This is a genomic window from uncultured Polaribacter sp. (genome assembly GCF_947495205.1).
In the GTDB taxonomy this organism is placed as follows: domain Bacteria; phylum Bacteroidota; class Bacteroidia; order Flavobacteriales; family Flavobacteriaceae; genus Polaribacter.
The window spans coordinates 96,617-114,887 of the sequence record NZ_CANLXV010000001.1; the positions used below are offsets into that span (position 1 = coordinate 96,617).

An 18,271-nucleotide genomic window follows, 5' to 3' on the forward strand; every position below is an offset into this window, starting at 1 on the left:
TTAATGTACCAATTTTTTTTTAAAAGATTTTTTGACGTAATTATAGCATTAGGTTGTCTCCTATTATTTTTGCCATTGCTATTAGTTATTTATATAATACTTCTAGTAACTACAAAAGGAACTCCGTTTTTCTCACAAGACAGACCTGGCAAAAATGATAAAATATTTAAGGTTTATAAGTTTAGAACCATGAATACTAAAAAAGATTTGGATGGCAATTTACTACCTGATAAAGATCGATTAACCAAAATAGGCATGCTATTAAGAAAAACATCTTTAGATGAATCTCCTCAGGTAATTAATGTTTTAAAAGGAGATATGAGTATTATTGGACCAAGACCTTTATTGCCAGAATATTTGTCTTTATACAATAAAGAGCAATTAAAAAGGCATCTTGTAAAACCAGGTATTACAGGTTGGGCACAAATAAATGGAAGAAACGCAATAAGCTGGAAACAGAAATTTGAATATGATATTTGGTACACTAAAAATTTATCATTTCAGTTAGATTTTAAAATATTTTTAATTACAGTTGGTAAAGTATTTAAATCTGAAAATATTAATGAACAAGGGCAAGCAACAGCTGCAAAATTTCGAGGAAACATCTCGTAAAACAGTGTAAGTTTTTACTGTTTAAACCGACTGATTTTAAGTAAATAAAGTATAAATAAAATGGAGTTAAATAAAATTTTAGGAATTTCTGATCCGCTAAACGCCATGGGTTCTAAGTCTTCAAAAAATGCAAAAATTTGGTTGTCTTCTCCTCATATGGGAGGTACTGAAATGAAGTATATAAAAGAAGCTTTTAACACAAATTGGATAGCTCCGCTTGGTAAAAATGTAGATGAATTTGAAAATACTTTAAAAGAAGAATTAGGTGGTAAAAAAGAAGTTGTTGCGCTTTCTTCTGGCACAGCTGCACTTCATTTATCTTTAATAATGGCAAACATAAAAGATGGTGATGAAGTACTTTGCCAAAGTTTTACTTTTTCTGCCACAGTAAACCCAATTATTTATCAAAGAGCTACGCCTATTTTTGTAGATTCAGAAGAAGATACTTGGGGTATGTCTCCAATACACCTAGAAACAGCTATAAAAGATCGCATTGCAATTGGTAAAAAACCAAAAGCTATTATGGTAGTTCACCTGTATGGAATGCCAATAAAAATTGAAGAAATAAGTACTATTGCCAAAAAATATAACATTACGTTAATTGAAGACGCAGCCGCTGCATTAGGTGCTACATATAACGGACAAAAATGCGGTACTTTTGGAGATTTTGGAGTAATTTCTTTCAACGGAAATAAAATTATAACCACTTCTGGAGGTGGCACTCTAATTTGTAATAACAAAAAAGAAAAAGAAAAAATTATTTTTCTGGCAACTCAAGCTAGAGATAATGCACCACATTATGAACACTCTACTATAGGTTACAATTATAGATTAAGTAATATACTAGCAGGAATTGGAAGAGGACAAATGGAAGTTTTGAATGCTCATATTGCTAAAAGAAGAGACAACCATAGTTTTTATCAAAAATTATTCGAAAACATTAATGAGGTTGATCTTTTTAAAGAACCCAATAGTGCACACTTTTCAAACCACTGGCTAAGTGTTATTCTAATAAAAGAAAACAGCAAATTTAATAGAAAAATGCTAAATGAACACCTGGCAGAAAAAAACATAGAAACAAGACCTTTATGGAAACCTATGCACATGCAACCTGTATTTAATTCCTACCCATATTATGGTGAAAACGTTTCTGAAACACTTTTTGCAAACGGACTTTGTTTACCCTCTGGCTCTAACCTTTTAGAAGAAGATAGAAAAACAATTGCAGAACAAATTACACAATATTTTAAACCTGAATAAAAAAAACTTCTCTTTAAAAGGGATAAAAATGATACCTAAATAACCTGTTGTATATTTTTATAAAATTGTGCCAATTCTAGTGAGTTTTAAAATAATTAAGATTTGTATCATAAATAAAAATTTTAACGGCTAAATTAATGCTTTGTCTCGTTTTTTTATTGCTGAAGTTCGCAACAAATAAAAATTTAAATTAAGTTACACTATTGGTTAATAACTATAATAAATCTCTTAACCTAATAGCCGCATTTTCTGCAGTAATATCTCTTTGTGGTGTACCAAACATCTCATAACCCACCATAAATTTCTTAACGGTTGCACTTCTTAACAAAGGCGGATAAAAACTCATGTGAAAATGCCAATGTGCATTACTTTCTCCGTTTGTTGGCGCTTGATGTATACCACTAGAATAAGGAAAAGATGTGTTAAACAATTTATCGTACGTTTTTGTAATAACAGCAATAGCTTCTGCAAAATTTTCTGACTCAGTATTACTTAATTCTGTAAGATCTTTTTTTGCTTTTTTAGGTGCAATCATGGTTTCAAAAGGCCAAATTGCCCAAAAAGGTACAAGTACTACAAAGTCTTTATTCTGAAAAATAATACGTTCTTTTACCTTTAATTCTTGTTGAATATAATCTTCTAAAAGACTCGTTTTATTTTTCGTGAAATAATATTTTTGCTGTTTGTCTTTTTTAACTACCTCATTTGGTAAAGTAGACTGACTCCAAATTTGACCATGAGGATGTGGATTACTGCAACCCATAACAGCTCCTTTATTTTCAAAAATTTGTACGTAATTTATGCTTTCATTTTTGCCTAAATCTAAATATTCTTTTTGCCAAACATGTACCACTTTCTTTATATCTGCAACCTCCATATCTGCCAAACTTTTAGAATGATCTGGACTAAAACAAATTACTTTACAAATACCAGTTTCACTTCTAGCTTGTAATAAATTATCATCTTTAACAAAAGTAGGCGATTCTTTTTGTAGCGCTCCAAAATCGTTTGTAAATACAAAAACGTCTTTATAATCTGGGTTTACTTCTCCGTTAACTCTGGTATTTGTTGCGCATAAATAGCAAGTATTATCATAAGAAGGTCTTTTCTCTGTAGAAATTTCTTCGTTTTGACCTTGCCAAGGTCGTTTTGCTCTGTGTGGAGAAACTAAAACCCATTCACCTGTTAAAATATTTAATCTTTTATGCGAATAATCTTGTAAATTATTGTCTTTCATGTTTGCAGTTTTAAAGCTTATTCAACCAAATGTGTACCTGTTGCTAATTTCACAAAATATACCGTACAATCTTTGTTAAATTCTTTTTTATACGCTTTAGATGTTGTTGATATAAAATTTGCTGTGCTATCATTTTCAATTAAATTAATAGTACAACCACCAAAGCCACCACCCATCATTCTTGCTCCTAACACATTTTTATCTTTTTTTGCTTGATCTACCAAAAAATCTAACTCTTTACAGCTTACTTTATATTGGTTTTGTAAACCGTTATGTGAAGCGTATATAAGTTTCCCTAATTTTTGTAAATTATTATTTTCAATTGCTTTGGCAGCCTTTTGTGTTCTTTCTATTTCTTGAATTACATACAAGGCTTTTTGATAATTTTCTGGTGTAAGCAATGCTTCAATTTTTTGCAAATCTCTTTCTGTAGCTTCTCTTAAAGTTGTTATATTTAAAAGTTTTGCTACTTTTTCGCAAGCAGCACGTCTATCATTATATGCGCTATCAGACAAACTATGCTTTACATTTGTATTTATTAAAACAAATTGATGATTTTTAAAATCAATCTCATAAGATTTTGCTTTAATAGATTTACAATCTAAAAGTAAAGCGTTGTTTTTAGCGCCAAACATACTTGCATATTGATCCATAATTCCACATTTTACACCCACAAAATTATGTTCTGCTTTTTGCGAAATAAAAATCATTTCAGTTTTTGTTAAACCCAAATTAAATACTTCATTTAAACCAAAAACAACTCCATTTTCTAGCGCTGCAGAAGAAGACATGCCAGAACCTGCAGGTATATTGCCTTTTACTACAATATTAAAATTATCTAAATGCTTATTTTCTTTTTGTAATTCTGCTATAACGCCAAAAACATAATTAGCCCAAGCAACTTGTTTAGATGGTTTTAAGTTATTTAACTCAAATGTTATACTGCTATTTAAATCTAGGGCAATTGCGTTGCTTTTGTTGGTATTACTTTTGCCAATTGCAACAACAATACCCAAATTTACAGCTGCAGGAAAAACAAAACCACCATTATAATCTGTGTGTTCTCCTATAATATTTATTCGTCCTGGAGAAAAAACCAAAATGGGTTCACTTTTAAACTTATTTATATAAGCCTGTTTTGCATCTTTTGTAATTAAACTCATATTAATCTATTAATTGTAAAGACCAATTTACTGTATAATTTTTCTCAGGTTCTAAAATGGTTAAGCTTGTTTTATTATGCAATGCATTAGATGGGCCTGTTTGTGGTTCTAAAGCAACTCTTTTTCTATCTGGTGGCGTGTACATTTGTAAGAATGCATTTTTAGCATCAGAATTTATCAAAAGCTTGTAATCTGGGGTTATAAATTTAACTTTAGTATCTGTTAAATAAAAACAATCGTCAAATGTTTTGTGCTTAAAATGTATAGGCGCTGTTATTTGTTTATCAATAACATCAACAGCAATTAACCTATCATTTAATTTAGATTGTTTGTTACTTTTAAAATCAACAAAACTTTTGTCTAAATTACTAGATTCAAAATAAGGATGCCAACCTAAAAAGAATGGAAAATTGGTATTATCAAGATTAGTAACTTGCATTTTTAAGGTTAAACTTGTAGCAGATAAAGTGTATATTAAATCGATTTTATATAAAAACGGAAAACTGCTTTCTTTTTTTTCTGGTTGATAACAAAGTTTAAGCACCATTGCTTCATTTTGATGTTCTTTTGAAACAAATTCAAATTTCTTATCGAAAACTACACCATGTAACGCATTATTATTTTCTGTATCATTACAGGGCACTTGATATTCTTTATCTTTAAAAGTGTATTTGCCGTCTTCTATTCTACCAGGAAAAGGAAACAAAATAGAAGAAGCGTAGTTTACCTTGTAATTTTTGCTTATATCTTTAATAATTAGTTTCTTATTTAAAACCAACTCTTGTAAACTAGCACCATTTACTAAGTTAATAATTGCCCTAGAATTCTTGTTTTGTATTTCTATATGATTTTCTGCTTCGTCTAAAAAATGTATACTTGACATTGGTTTTATTTTAATTTTTTATTAAAAAAATAAATTTTATTCTCTTTGATTATTTTGGTTAAAGATATTTATTAAATGTAATCATTTACCAAAAAAGTACGTAAAATATTATAGTTTTTTACAATAAAAAACTCGGAGCTAAATGAATAGTCCGAGTTTTTATAGGTTAAAAAGTACTTTAAAATTACTTTCTAAGTGCTTTAATTATGTCTAAAGCACCTTTTGTATTACTTTCTATTGTTGCATAGTCAAAACTTCCATCGGCATTTTTTGCCATTAATTTAGACCCCATTCCAACGCAAGTTACACCTGCATTAAACCAACCTTCTAAATTTTCTTTTGTTGGAGATACACCACCTGTTGGCATAATAGAAGTCCATGGTTGTGGACCTTTAATACCTTTTACAAATTGTGGTCCATAAATGTCTCCAGGAAATAATTTAACGATTTCGCAACCTAATTCTTCTGCTCTAGCAATTTCTGTAAGTGTACCACAACCAGGAGACCATAAAACTTTTTTACGGTTACATGCAATTGCAATATCTTCTCTTAAAACTGGTGTTACTATAAAGTTTGCGCCTAAAGCCATGTATAAAGAAGCGGCTGCACCATCTGTAACAGAACCAACACCCATAATCATTCCTGGTAAGTTTTTAACTGCAAACTTTGTAAGTTCTCCAAAAACTTCATGAGCAAAATCTCCACGAGCTGTAAATTCCATTAATCTTGCACCACCATCGTAACAAGCTTTAAGTACTTTTTTACTAACTTCTATATCATTATGAAAAAACAAAGGAACCATTCCTGTATCTTTCATTACTTGTGCTACTTCTAATCTTGTATATTGAGCCATTTTTTTTAGTTTTAAAAGGTTGAGCTCTTATTCATTCATAAAAGCTCAACCTAATTAATTCAAATAATTTGATGTTTTTTTAACGTGCAACACGTCCAGAAGCATCACCTCCCATTAATTTTTCTACCTCTGCAACTGTTGCTAAGTTAGCATCTCCTTTAATAGTGTGTTTTAAGCAAGAAGCAGCAACTGCAAAATCTAATGCATGTTGGTCATCTTCTGGGAACTGTAATAATCCGTAAATTAAACCTCCCATAAAAGAATCTCCACCACCAACTCTATCTACAATATCTGTAATTTGGTATTGACGCGTTTGAAACAATGTTTTACCATCATATAAAACACCTGCCCAAGTATTGTGAGAAGCAGAAATAGAACCTCTTAAAGTAGTAATTACTTTTTTAGCTCTTGGAAATTTTTCCATCATTTGCTCACAAACAGATAAAAAAGCTTCTGCTTTTACGTTATGCCCTTCTGTTTGTACAGATATTCCTTCTGGCTTTATACCAAAATGCATTTCTGCATCTTCTTCGTTTCCTAAAACAATATCACAATAAGAAGTTAATTCTGTCATTATTTTTTCTCTGTGCGCTGCGTCACAAAACTGCCAAAGTTTGGCTCTATAATTTAAATCTGTAGAAATTGTAATTCCTTTTGCGCTAGCGGCTTTTACAGCTTCTAAACAAACATCTGCAGCACCTTGAGAAATTGCTGGTGTAATACCTGTCCAGTGAAAAAACTCACAACCTTCAAAAACAGCGTCCCAATCTATCATACCAGATTCTATTTCTGCAATTGCAGAATGCGCTCTGTCATAAACTACTTTAGAACCACGAGAAACTGCACCAGTTTCTAAGAAATAGATTCCTAAACGGTCTCCACCCCAAACAATTTTATTTGTATTTACGCCTCTTTTACGCATTTCCATCATGGCGCACTCTCCAATATCATTTTTTGGTAAACGCGTTACAAAATCTACATCTACACCGTAGTTTGCTAAAGAAACTGCTACATTAGATTCTCCACCACCGTAAACAACATCAAAATTATTTGCTTGTGAAAATCTTAAAAATCCTTGTGGAGCTAATCTTAACATAATTTCTCCAAACGTTACTACTTTACCCATTTTAAATAAATTTTAATACTTTATAATTAATTGCTTAAACGTTTAACCATTTTACAAAAAGAAAATCAAAACCTATAAATAATTATTTGTTTTGATTATAACTGTTCAAACATTACATTTGTTTAAACGTTTAAGCAAAGATATAAAAAATTGGCAAACAAAAAGAAAACTACTATAAAAGATATTGCAAATGTGTTAAATATTTCTGCAGCAGCCGTTTCTAAAGCATTGCATAATAATCCTAGAATAAGCGATAAAACTAAAAAAGCGGTTTTACAGGTTGCTCAAAATTTAAATTACCAACCCAACCATTTAGCAAGTGCTTTAAGAAGTGGTAAAAGTAAATTAGTAGGTGTTATTGTACCTAAAACAAACAGTAATTTCTTTTCTGCCACAATACATAATATAGAAGAAGTTTTAAATGAAAAAGGTTATAACATTATTATAACACAATCTAACGAATCTTATAAAAAAGAGTGTGCTAATATAGATGCACTTTTATTTACACAAGTAGATGGTATTATTGCTTCTATGGCAAATGAAACGATAGACTTAAGTCATTTTCAAAAAATAAAAGATGCTGGTATTCCTTTAATTACTTTTGATAGAGGTGAAAACGATTTAAATGTAGATTATATTGGAATAGATGATTATGAGAGCAGCCATAAAATTGTAAATCATTTAGTAGCACAAGATTGTAAAAGAATTGCCCATATTGGTGGTTTTAAAAGAACACGGATTTATAACAATAGAATTAAAGGATATATAGATGCTTTAAAAAAACACAATTTACCTTTAGATAATGAATTATTAATAGAAAGTAGCCTAACTATAGAAGATGGAAGAGAGAAAATGCAACAACTATTAAATTTAACAAAAAAGCCAGATGCAGTTTATGTTGCAGGAGATTATGCTGCCTTAGGTGCATTGCAGGTTTTAAAAGAACAAAATATAAAAATTCCTGAAGAAATTGCCTTGGTTGGTTTTGGCGATGAACCTTTTTCTAAAATGGTTACACCACCAATAACTAGTGTAAATCAGCATAGTTACAAGATTGGAAGAATGGCAGCAAACACTTTTTTAAAATATGCAGAAAAGGATACATTTAAACAATCTTTACATAAACAAATTTTAGAATCTGCGTTAATTATAAGAGAATCATCCAATAAAAAACCTCACTAAACTAAATTCAGTGAGGTTTTTTAAATTAGTTCAAAAAAATATTCTTTTAGATTCCTAAAGCTTGTCCACCACCAATTTGAATGGTTTCTGCTGTAATAAATGCAGCATCTTTACTAGCTAAAAAGGCTACAACACCAGCAACATCCTCTGGTTTACCTAATCTACCTAACATAATATTGTTTGCCCAAGAAGCAAAAACTTCTGGTTTAGTTGCTTTAATTTGCGCATGAAATGGTGTGTCTATAGTTCCAGGAGAAACTGCATTTACTCTAATACTATATTCTGCTAAATCCTTTGCTAATGCTCTTGTTATTGCATGTACACCTGCTTTAGAAGTTCCGTAAATTCCTGCTCCTGGTCCACCAGCATTCCAACCTGCATTAGAAGTATAATTTATAATAGATGCATTATCGCTCTTTTTTAAGAAAGGTATGGCAGCTCTAGAGGCAAAAAAAACGGAGTCTAAATTTAATGCCATTACAAATCTATAGAATTCAGTTGTCATTTCTTCAAAACGAGATCTACCACCTAAACCACCTGCATTATTTACAAGTACGTCTATTTTGCCGTATTTTTGTCCAATTTTATTAATATTAGCAGTTACGTCTTCTTCTTTGGTAACATCAAAACCATAATATTCTGCAGTAATTCCTGCTGCTGTTAATGCTGCTACTTTTTCTGTTCCAACATTATTTCGTAAACCATTTAAAATTACTGTGTAGCCATCTTTACCTAATCTTTTTGCTACTTCAAAACCTATACCTCCTGTAGCTCCTGTAATAACCGCTACTTTACTATTTGTGTTACTCATATTATATAATTTATTCTTAGTTGTTTGTATTTTTTATTATTTTTTTTGTGCTTTTAAAGGTTCTATTTTTGGACATAAAAACCAAATAGCTAATAATGCTATTAATGCTAATGCTCCTCCAATTAAAAAAGCAGGTGTGTAATTACCTCCAGTGGTTATAAATGTTACTAGAATTGTAAGACCAGCTGCTCCCAATTTTGCTGCCATACCTGCAAAACCAGAAAGTGTACCAACAATTTTACCACTAAAAAGATCGCTTGGTATTGTTTGTATATTTCCTATGGCTATTTGAAAGCCAAATAATAAAACTGCCATTATAATTACTGCATTAATTGCTGTTCCTGGATCTTTCAACAGAAAGAAACAAGGAATCATAATTATACACCCCAAAGTAATTGTCATTTTTCTTGTCTTATCTACAGACCAACCAACATTAAGTCTATTTTTTGCAAGCAAACCACCAAATATAGCTCCTAACATTGCACCAACATAAGGTACCCAAGCAGAAAATGCAATTTCTTTAACATCCATTCCAAAAACCTCTGAAAGATAAATGGGTATCCAAACAATAAAAAGCCACCAAATAGGATCTATAGCTGCTGAAGCAATAATTACTCCCCAACTCTCTTTATGTTTCAATAATTCTCCTGTGTTTGGAGCATATCCTTCATCATAATTGCCATCTTTATCAATATCTTGATTTTTTTGAACAGATAAAATATATTTTCTTTCATCTTCTGATAACCAAGGATGAGATTTAGGGTCTGATTTTACAATAAACAACCATGGTAGTAACCAAAGTAATCCAAGTATACCCACAACTATAAAAATAGATTTCCAGTCTAAATATACAGATAACAAACCTATTACAGGATATGCAACAATACCTCCTATTGCTGCCCCAGAATTAAATATTCCTTGTGCAAGCGCTCTTTCTTTAGTTGGAAACCATTCTGCATTTGCTTTTGCAGCTCCTGGCCAATTGCCAGCTTCAGCAATTCCTAAAAGAGATCTAAATATTGAGAAACTTAACAATCCTTGAGCCATTGCATGTAGCATGGTTGCAATAGACCAAACACCAATGGAAATAGCAAAACCCAATCTAGTGCCTACCCAATCAAAAACTTTACCAAAAAGAGCTTGCCCACCAGCATAAGATAATATAAAAACCGTAGAAATTGTACCATAAATAGCTTTATGACCATCTTTATCCATCTCTGGAAATAGATCATTAGCAATATCTGGCCATAAAGCACCAAATGCTTGCCTATCTATATAATTAATAACTGCTGCTAAAGCCACAAGCCCAACAACCCACCATCTTAAACCTTTAATTTTCATAATTATTTGGTTAAATTAATTTACCTAAACTGGTTTACCAGTTTGGTTTACCAAATTTAGTAATTAAAAATGGAAAAGCAACTATCTAAGTTTATTATTTTTTAGATTTGATAAAAAAAGTGAAAATAGATAAGTTAAGCTAGATGATTAATCTGTATGATAGCAATATTGGTACAATTCTTTAAAATGATCTTTCATTTTTTGTTTGCCCAATTGTGGATTTTGATCTTTAATAGCATCAAAAATTGCTTGGTGTTCTGCAATACCTCTTTGAGATAAACCAGCATCGCAAACATGGTGTTTTTGAAAGTTTGTAATTATTTCTGGAATAATTATTAGCATAAAATTATTCATAGTACTGTTTCCACTAGCTTTTGCAATGGCTAAATGAAATAATAAGTCTTCTTGTACGGCATTTTCTCCATTAAGAACCTTATCTCTGTAAGCGTTTAAAGCATCTTTAATATACGCTAAATCTTTTTCTGTTCTTCTAGTTGCTGCTAATCTAACTGTTTTTAATTCTAATAAAATTCTAGTTTCTACTAAAGATTTAAAATCTGTTTCGTCTAAACGAAGTATATCTTCAATCATCCCATTCATGGCAATTACACCAATGTCTGCCACAAATGTACCACTTTGTGGTATGGATTTTAAAATTCCATAGAATTCTAATTTTTGAATTGCTTCCCGCACATTGCTTCTAGAAACACCAAATTTATCAGACAACATTCTTTCTGAAGGTAATTTATCTCCTGGTTCTAGGTTTTTAAAATTAATTAACGCTCCTATTTTAGAAATAATCTCTTTTTGAATGTCTGAATTATCTGTTTTTGCGGTTGTCTCTAACTTCATAGCTTATAATTAATTACATCTTTAGTCTAAGCAAAACAAAAATAGTACTATTTATTAAAATACTTAATATTACTTGTAATTTTAATACTACAACAAAACAATTTTGTTGTACAGTAAGTTCCCTATCAACAGTTGATTTCAAAAAAATTTATAGGGTTATTTCATCTAGTTTAAAATTGAATTTTTATCAATTAAATTTACATTTTTGTTTTTGTCTTGTTTGTATTTCATCATTAAAAAAATAAACCATTGCAAGTAAATACATGTTATAAAGTATATTAATTTAATAAAGAGGTAGCATTTTTATTAAAGTTAAGATTTATTGTCTCCAAAATAAGAAACTGCATCTCCACTTAAAAAATCTTCTCTTACTGGGCTAAAAGTGTCTATTAATTCTCCTGCTTCTAAACAAACTGCACTGTGCATTAAATTAGGCTCAATATATACGCCGTCTCCAGCTTCTACTATTTTCTTTTCTCCATCAATTTCAAATTCAAATTTACCAGAAACACAAAAAGTTGCTTGTGTATGAAAATGTTGGTGTGGTGCGCCTAATGCACCTTCTTCAAACTTTACTCTAACCATCATTATTTGGTTATCATACCCTAAAAATTTTCTTGATACTCCGCCACCAAGTTCTTCCCACTTTATTTCTTTTGTTGTAATGTATTTTTCGCTAAATCTTTTCATCTTATTTGTTATTTGTAATAATAAGCACCTACCCAATTGTAGTTCTTGTTATGTATGTTTATAGTATGTTTTTTATCTTTAGAATGCTCTAAATTAGCTAGTATAATTGTTTTTTCTTTACCGTTTTTAAATTGAAGTTTCACAGCAGTGTAATTGGCATCATCACTTAAAACTTTAATATTTTTAAAATTACTATACGCATTATGTGCAACTTCTTTTACAGGATTATAAGTTCCATGAGACTCTATAATAGAAGCATAAACTGTATTCTGTGTATTCTTTTTTCTAATGATGATAGATGGATCTTTGCGCAAATTAAACTCAGGATCATTGGCACCAATTCTTGCTAAAATAATTTCATCATTTTTATTGGTAGCAGCAGTTAGGCTATAAAATTTTCTATTATCTAACCATGTAAATTGAATACTTTCTGCATTTGCAGTTCCACTACCTTCTTTCCAAATATGATTATAACCGTGTTTTTGTCCTAAAATAGAAAGTGTTTTTGGAACTTCATATTTAAAGCTAGTCGAAATAATTTGCCCAAAATAATGAAATGGTAAATCGTATTGATTTTTTTGTTCTGATGCTACTTTACATATATCTACAATAAATGGTTTTGCTAAACTTTCATCTTTTATCATTATAAAAGTTCTGTGCATTTCTGTTCCTGGATAAGCGTTTTTTTCTTTTGCACTTACCATCTGAAAATTTTCATCGGCAACATTAAAAACATATTTTTCTGGGTGATTTTTACTTCCAGCTTCAAAATCGTAATTAAAGTGTGAAGTTTCATTTTGTGTAATGGTATTATGTGCAATGGTATGTTTTGCATAGGTTTTATTTTCTTTTAAATAACCTCCACCATTTTTTTGCGCTACGTTTACAAAACGAGATAAACCATAATCTTGCAAAACTTCTTCACCATTTTCATACATAGAAAAAGACAATTTATCATAATGTCCATGACTTAAACCTTGTGCTGCATATTTATATACCAAAGCCATGGTTTCATCTTTATGATTATAACGTAAAATTCCTATACCACCTTCATCTCCTTTAGAACCGTCTGATAATTGCATAGACTGTTTTATAAATGGTTTTTCTTCTCCATTTTTTAAAGCTATGGCTACTTTTAAACCTGTTGCATCCAACTGAACACTTCCTTGTTTTTTAGCTACTGATAATAATCTTGCATCTTGTTTGCCATAATAATATGCAATATTTACAGCAGAAACCAAAGAAGGTGTAAAATAAGACATTCCTTTTTGCCCATCATTTAGAGGGAAAAATTCGCCATCTGCGTCTGTTAAATTTAACAAAGCATCTACTGCTTTTATTAAAACGCCGTTTTTATATTCAAAAATCTTTAAAGCTGGTTTTTTATTTTGAAGTGCTGCTGCAAAAATTAAAAAAGGATACATGGCATAACGTTGGTAATATGGACCTTCTGTATAAAAACCATCTGGAGAAAAAGGTGAATCTACATTGGCTAAAAAACCTGCTTTTCCATCTTTATCATAAATAAAACCTCCATCATTATCCTTTTCTGTTAAATCTACATTACTTTTATCTAAACCATACAAAGCTCTGTTTATTAATTCATCATCACCCATTACCAAACCAATCATACCAACAGCTACATTACCCCAAGTGGAGTGATTGTGTACTCTGTTAAAATATTTTGGATTTTCTACGGATAAAAAATCGGCATAAGGTCTAAACAAATTTTTATTCAAATAATCTGTTTGTTCTTTAGGCAACCAAGAGTAAATACAATCGTAAGCTTGACTGGTGTATGTTAACCAATTAGAATCATTTAAACATTGCCAGAAAAACTTACCTGTTGCATAACTTCTAGGTTCTGGGTGCGTATTAAAAGTTGGAAATATTTTTGCATATTCCAAAAGCATATCTCTTACAAAAATTGCATATTTTTCATCGTCTAACAACTGAAACAAAACACCTGCTTTCTGCATATTTGCATAATTTAATTTATGCTGTGTATGTGTATAACCACCAGCCATATCTTCTGGCATTGGTACATCGATTCCTTTTTCTAAAGCAGCATCTACTTCTGCTATAGTTTTTTTTAGCGTTTTATCTAAAATTGGTGTATTGCCTAAATTGGCTTTTATTTCTGATACGCTTTTTGTTGTTAAAATTAAATTAGGATGACTACCAGTTTTAACTGCTTTTATTTCTTTTTTTTCCTGACAAGAAACTAGCGTTAAAAGGGTACAAATAAGAAAAGTATAAAATTGTTTTTTTACTGTCATTTATGGTTTATTAAAGATAATAAAATTGGTTAGCTAATTCGGTTTACTAAAAAAGTAATTGCTAATATAGTAGTGTTTGTTTTAAATTTTGTTCTGTTTTAATGTTGCCAGAATTTACAAAAGTATTATCAGAAGCAAAATTATTTTTAGCTCCCCATAAAATGGAAACAAAATCTACTTTATTATTTTTAAAAGTGTTGTTGTTAATATGTACATTATGAATTCCATTATGATTTAAAAGTCTTTTGTTTTTTTCTTTAGCACCACAATTTGTAAATCTGCTATTTGTTACTAAAAGATTTCCACCAATGGTAGATTCATCATAACCACCTCTATAATAATCTATTACATTTTGTTTTACAGTGTTAAAAGTACAATTATTTATGGTTAAATATTCTGTATTATAATCTCCTCTGTCATTGGTTTCTTCAGACAATTCTAAACCATTTTCACAATTTGTTATTGAAGAACTTTCAAAAGTAATTTCTTCTGAAAATGATTGTTTATACACTTTTAAAACATAGTTAAAATTACTGATTTCACACATTGAAACTGTTAATCCAAAATGATTAGACATGTTCTTTTTTAAACTTGCAAAAGCGTAATTGTTGTTGTTCCCTTCTAAAATAACTTGTTTAACAGTTAGTTTTCCATAAGGATTTAGTTCAAAAAGAGGTGTATTTTCTTCACCAGAAAAAACAATTAAAGCTTTTCCATCTCCTGAACTTTGTATTGTTATAGATTTATCGATTACTAAAGATTTATCAACTTTAAAAACACCTAAACCTAAATCAATAATATCTCCTTTTTCAGCAGTTTTTAGTTTTGCAACTAATTCATCAGAATTAGCTACAACATGCGTTTTTGGTTCTTTAGCTTCAACTTCATTAGAAAACCAATTGGCACCATATTTTGTTTTATCCAACAAATTTAAATTGATGTTTTCTGAACTTAAAACAGCTCCTATTTGGTTGTTTTTTTCTCTCGAATTCCCTAGTAAATCGTTTTTAATTACTTCAAAATCGAAACCTTTATAAATGGCAACATCTGCAAAACCATTAACAGGAACAGATAGATTTGTACCAATATCTGTTAATTTTAAATCTTTAGAAATTAAACCGTGTGCATTTTTAATTGCAACACCATTATTGTCTATAACGTTACTTTTAAAAGTTACTCCATCTGCTTTGTCATGCTCAATAATTGGATTTTCATCTCCTTTAGAATTATAAATTACATTGTTTACAACTTCGGTTCTTAAAGCTCTTGCAGAACGAATTTCAGATTTTGGCAACACATCTTTTTGTGCCAAATTTTGACCAACACCAAACTGAAAAGGTGCATCTGAATCTACAAACGTATTGTAAGCAACCACAACATCTGTAACTTGGTTGTATCTGTTTAGTGGCGATTTTGGAATTCCGTTCATTACAGCAATAGGGCTTCTAAAATTTTTTCCTTTAATTTTATAAAATAAATTATTGGTAACCCAATGCCCAGTATTTATAATTCTAATTCCACCAAATTGTTCGTTTACGCCATCTCCAATAAAATAATTTCCATCTACAGTTACATAATTACCATGTCTTGTAACTACAGAGCCTTCACTTTTGTAAAAGACATTATTTCTAATGATGTTAAAATTGGTTTTACTAGAAATAATTTCTACTTCTCCATTACACTCTTCAAATAAGTTATTCGCAATTAACGTGTTACTTGGACTCATAGATGTAAAACTACTTCCTAACTGTATGGTTTCTCCTCTTGCACCACCTTTTCTTGGTCTTGGTCCAAAATGATTATTTATAATTTTATGGTAATTTCTTATGCTTTGGTTTCCTTTTAAATCTACTCTTAATGTTGGCCCACCATTTGTTTTTCCTGCTAAATAATTGTTGCTAAATTGGTTGTGTTTACCATACAATTGTACCCACAAATTGTCTTGATCTCTTTCTAAATTATTAAAATCTAAAATTACACAATTGGTAACTTTACTATGGTTTGCAACATTTTTTTCACTTGTTCTAAAAGCAATTACATTTTTTTTAGGAGAATATCCATTTCTAAAAAACAAACCTTCTACTTGTAAGTAATTCCCACTAATTTCTAGGCTAGAAACGCCTTCTATAAAAACTTTACCTGCATTTTCTGCTTTTAAAGTTATTGGATTTTCTTTAGTTCCTTCGCCAATAAACTGAATTTCTACATCTTTATAAATACCATCTTTTAAAACAATGTTATCGCCTGCCTTTACACTTTTTAAAGCATTTTGTAATGCTGTAACATTGCTAACTAAAATAGTATTTACAGATTTTTTATTGCAAGAAATTACTAGAAACAAGCAAATTATTAATGCATAATTTTTAAACATAAAAGGTATTTTGTGTTGATTTAAAATTGGTAAACCAGCTTGGTTTACCAAATATAGGAAGTTAATTTGAATTATTAAAATTTTAAACCTACAAACCATCATAATAACTATAATAAACGCTATTATTTTGTATAATTATATCTTTTAAATCGCTTTATTTTACCTGAAATATTTTTATCTTTATACCAAGAAATAAAAGAATAAATGAAGCCTTTTTTAACAGAAAATTTTTTACTAAAAAACGATTTTGCAGAAAAATTATACCACAATTTTGCAAAGAAATTACCTATTATAGATTATCATAATCACCTGCCACCAAATGATATTGCAAACGACAAACAGTTTGAAAACATTACACAAGTGTGGTTGTATGGAGACCATTACAAATGGCGTGCAATGCGTGCATTTGGCATCAATGAAAAATACATTACAGGTAACGCAACAGACAAAGAAAAGTTTTTAAAATGGGCAGAAGTTGTACCTTACACCATAAAAAATCCTCTTTTTCATTGGACTGCCTTAGAGTTAAAAGCTTATTTTAATATTAATGAAATTCTAACGCCAGAAAATGCTGAAGAAATTTATGAGAAAACCTCTAAAATTCTTCAACAAAAATCGCATTCTGCAAACGGTTTGTTAAAAATGCAAAATGTAGAAAGTTTATGTACTACAGATGATCCTGCAGATTCTCTAGAACATCATATTGCCACTTTAAAGGATGCTAATAAAGTAAAAACGTTTCCAACTTTTAGACCAGATAATTCTTTCGCTGTTGAAAACACAACTACTTACAATCAATATTTATCAAAATTAGCAACAGTTTCTAACATCAATATTAATAATTATGATGATTTATTAAAAGCCTTAGAAAGTAGAATTCATTTCTTTAATGAAAGTGGTGGTAGACTTTCAGACCATGGTTTTGAACAATTGTCTTTCTTTGAAAACGATATTTATGACATTCAATCTCTATTTAAAAAAGTAAAAGAACATAAAGTACTAAGCACAGAAGAAGTTGAATTCTTTAAGTTTAAAACTGTTATTGAATTGTGTAAAATGTACCATAAAATTGGTTGGACACAGCAATTTCACTTAGGTGCTATTAGAAATAACAATAAAAGATTGTTAGACGAATTAGGCCCAGATACAGGTTTTGATTCTATAGGAGATTTATCTCAAGCAAAAGCCTTAAGTGGCGTTTTAAATAGATTAGATAGTACCAATCAATTGGCAAAAACAATTGTTTATAATTTAAATCCTGCAGATAGTGAAGTTTTTGCAACCATGGTTGGTAATTTTAATGATGGTACTATTAAAGGAAAAATGCAATATGGCGCTGCTTGGTGGTTTTTAGACCAAAAAGATGGTATGGAAAAACAAATTAATGCTTTATCTAATTTAGGTTTATTATCTTGTTTTGTTGGAATGTTAACAGATTCTAGAAGCTTTTTATCGTTTCCAAGACACGAATATTTTAGACGCATTTTATGCAACGCCATTGGTACAGATGTCGCAAATGGAGAATTACCAGCAGACGAAGCTTTTTTAGGCAAAATTGTAAGCGATATTTGCTATTACAACGCAAAAAACTACTTCAATTTTAAATAAACA

Annotated in this window: 15 protein-coding genes; 4 read left to right on the forward strand and 11 right to left on the reverse strand. The window is 30.1% G+C overall.

The window, feature by feature from the left end; all coding sequences use genetic code 11:
- Positions 1–3: 3 nt before the first annotated feature.
- Together Q0762_RS00465 and Q0762_RS00470 are read left to right on the forward strand one after the other, a co-directional pair.
- The gene (locus Q0762_RS00465) at positions 4–612 is read left to right on the forward strand and encodes a sugar transferase (protein WP_298762490.1); all 609 of its coding nucleotides are present in this window, start codon (positions 4–6) and stop codon (positions 610–612) included.
- Between the two features lie 105 nt (positions 613–717).
- Positions 718–1,872, forward strand: a complete 1,155-nt coding sequence (locus Q0762_RS00470) for an aminotransferase class I/II-fold pyridoxal phosphate-dependent enzyme (RefSeq protein WP_298763160.1) — start codon at positions 718–720, stop codon at positions 1,870–1,872.
- A gap of 214 nt (positions 1,873–2,086) precedes the next feature.
- Here Q0762_RS00470 and Q0762_RS00475 read toward each other — a convergent pair whose 3' ends face one another.
- The 5 genes from Q0762_RS00475 to Q0762_RS00495 form a co-directional block, all read right to left on the reverse strand.
- Complete coding sequence (locus Q0762_RS00475) at positions 2,087–3,109, reverse strand: UDP-glucose--hexose-1-phosphate uridylyltransferase (protein ID WP_298762493.1); 1,023 nt, start codon at positions 3,107–3,109, stop codon at positions 2,087–2,089.
- 17 nt (positions 3,110–3,126) lie between these two features.
- Positions 3,127–4,272: a galactokinase gene (gene galK / locus Q0762_RS00480; RefSeq protein WP_298762495.1), complete on the reverse strand. Its 1,146-nt coding sequence runs from the start codon at positions 4,270–4,272 to the stop codon at positions 3,127–3,129.
- Between the two features lies 1 nt (position 4,273).
- Positions 4,274–5,155 (reverse strand): aldose 1-epimerase, encoded by an 882-nt coding sequence (locus Q0762_RS00485; RefSeq protein ID WP_298762498.1) that lies wholly within the window; start codon positions 5,153–5,155, stop codon positions 4,274–4,276.
- A 184-nt stretch (positions 5,156–5,339) separates the two neighbouring features.
- Positions 5,340–6,008, reverse strand: coding sequence for a bifunctional 4-hydroxy-2-oxoglutarate aldolase/2-dehydro-3-deoxy-phosphogluconate aldolase (locus tag Q0762_RS00490; RefSeq protein ID WP_298762500.1), 669 nt, complete (start codon positions 6,006–6,008; stop codon positions 5,340–5,342).
- A gap of 79 nt (positions 6,009–6,087) precedes the next feature.
- Positions 6,088–7,134 (reverse strand): sugar kinase, encoded by a 1,047-nt coding sequence (locus Q0762_RS00495; protein WP_298762503.1) that lies wholly within the window; start codon positions 7,132–7,134, stop codon positions 6,088–6,090.
- A gap of 150 nt (positions 7,135–7,284) precedes the next feature.
- On the opposite strand from Q0762_RS00495, the gene Q0762_RS00500 reads away from it, so the two are divergent.
- The gene (locus Q0762_RS00500) at positions 7,285–8,316 is read left to right on the forward strand and encodes a LacI family DNA-binding transcriptional regulator (RefSeq protein ID WP_298762505.1); all 1,032 of its coding nucleotides are present in this window, start codon (positions 7,285–7,287) and stop codon (positions 8,314–8,316) included.
- A 46-nt stretch (positions 8,317–8,362) separates the two neighbouring features.
- Here Q0762_RS00500 and Q0762_RS00505 read toward each other — a convergent pair whose 3' ends face one another.
- From Q0762_RS00505 to Q0762_RS00530, 6 genes are all read right to left on the reverse strand, one after another.
- Positions 8,363–9,127 carry an SDR family NAD(P)-dependent oxidoreductase gene (locus Q0762_RS00505; protein WP_298762508.1) on the reverse strand — a complete coding sequence of 255 codons (765 nt, stop codon included), beginning with the start codon at positions 9,125–9,127 and terminating at the stop codon, positions 8,363–8,365.
- A 36-nt stretch (positions 9,128–9,163) separates the two neighbouring features.
- Positions 9,164–10,468 carry an MFS transporter gene (locus tag Q0762_RS00510; RefSeq protein ID WP_298762511.1) on the reverse strand — a complete coding sequence of 435 codons (1,305 nt, stop codon included), beginning with the start codon at positions 10,466–10,468 and terminating at the stop codon, positions 9,164–9,166.
- Between the two features lie 147 nt (positions 10,469–10,615).
- Positions 10,616–11,320 carry a FadR/GntR family transcriptional regulator gene (locus Q0762_RS00515; RefSeq protein WP_298762514.1) on the reverse strand — a complete coding sequence of 235 codons (705 nt, stop codon included), beginning with the start codon at positions 11,318–11,320 and terminating at the stop codon, positions 10,616–10,618.
- Positions 11,321–11,632: 312 nt separating this feature from the next.
- Complete coding sequence (locus Q0762_RS00520; protein WP_298762516.1) at positions 11,633–12,010, reverse strand: cupin domain-containing protein; 378 nt, start codon at positions 12,008–12,010, stop codon at positions 11,633–11,635.
- Positions 12,011–12,018: 8 nt separating this feature from the next.
- The gene (locus Q0762_RS00525) at positions 12,019–14,289 is read right to left on the reverse strand and encodes an alginate lyase family protein (protein WP_298762518.1); all 2,271 of its coding nucleotides are present in this window, start codon (positions 14,287–14,289) and stop codon (positions 12,019–12,021) included.
- Positions 14,290–14,350: 61 nt separating this feature from the next.
- Entirely contained in the window at positions 14,351–16,660 is a 2,310-nt protein-coding gene (locus tag Q0762_RS00530; protein ID WP_298762521.1) for a chondroitinase-B domain-containing protein, read from the reverse strand.
- Positions 16,661–16,864: 204 nt separating this feature from the next.
- On the opposite strand from Q0762_RS00530, the gene uxaC reads away from it, so the two are divergent.
- Entirely contained in the window at positions 16,865–18,268 is a 1,404-nt protein-coding gene (gene uxaC, locus Q0762_RS00535; RefSeq protein ID WP_298762524.1) for a glucuronate isomerase, read from the forward strand.
- Positions 18,269–18,271 lie beyond the last annotated feature (3 nt).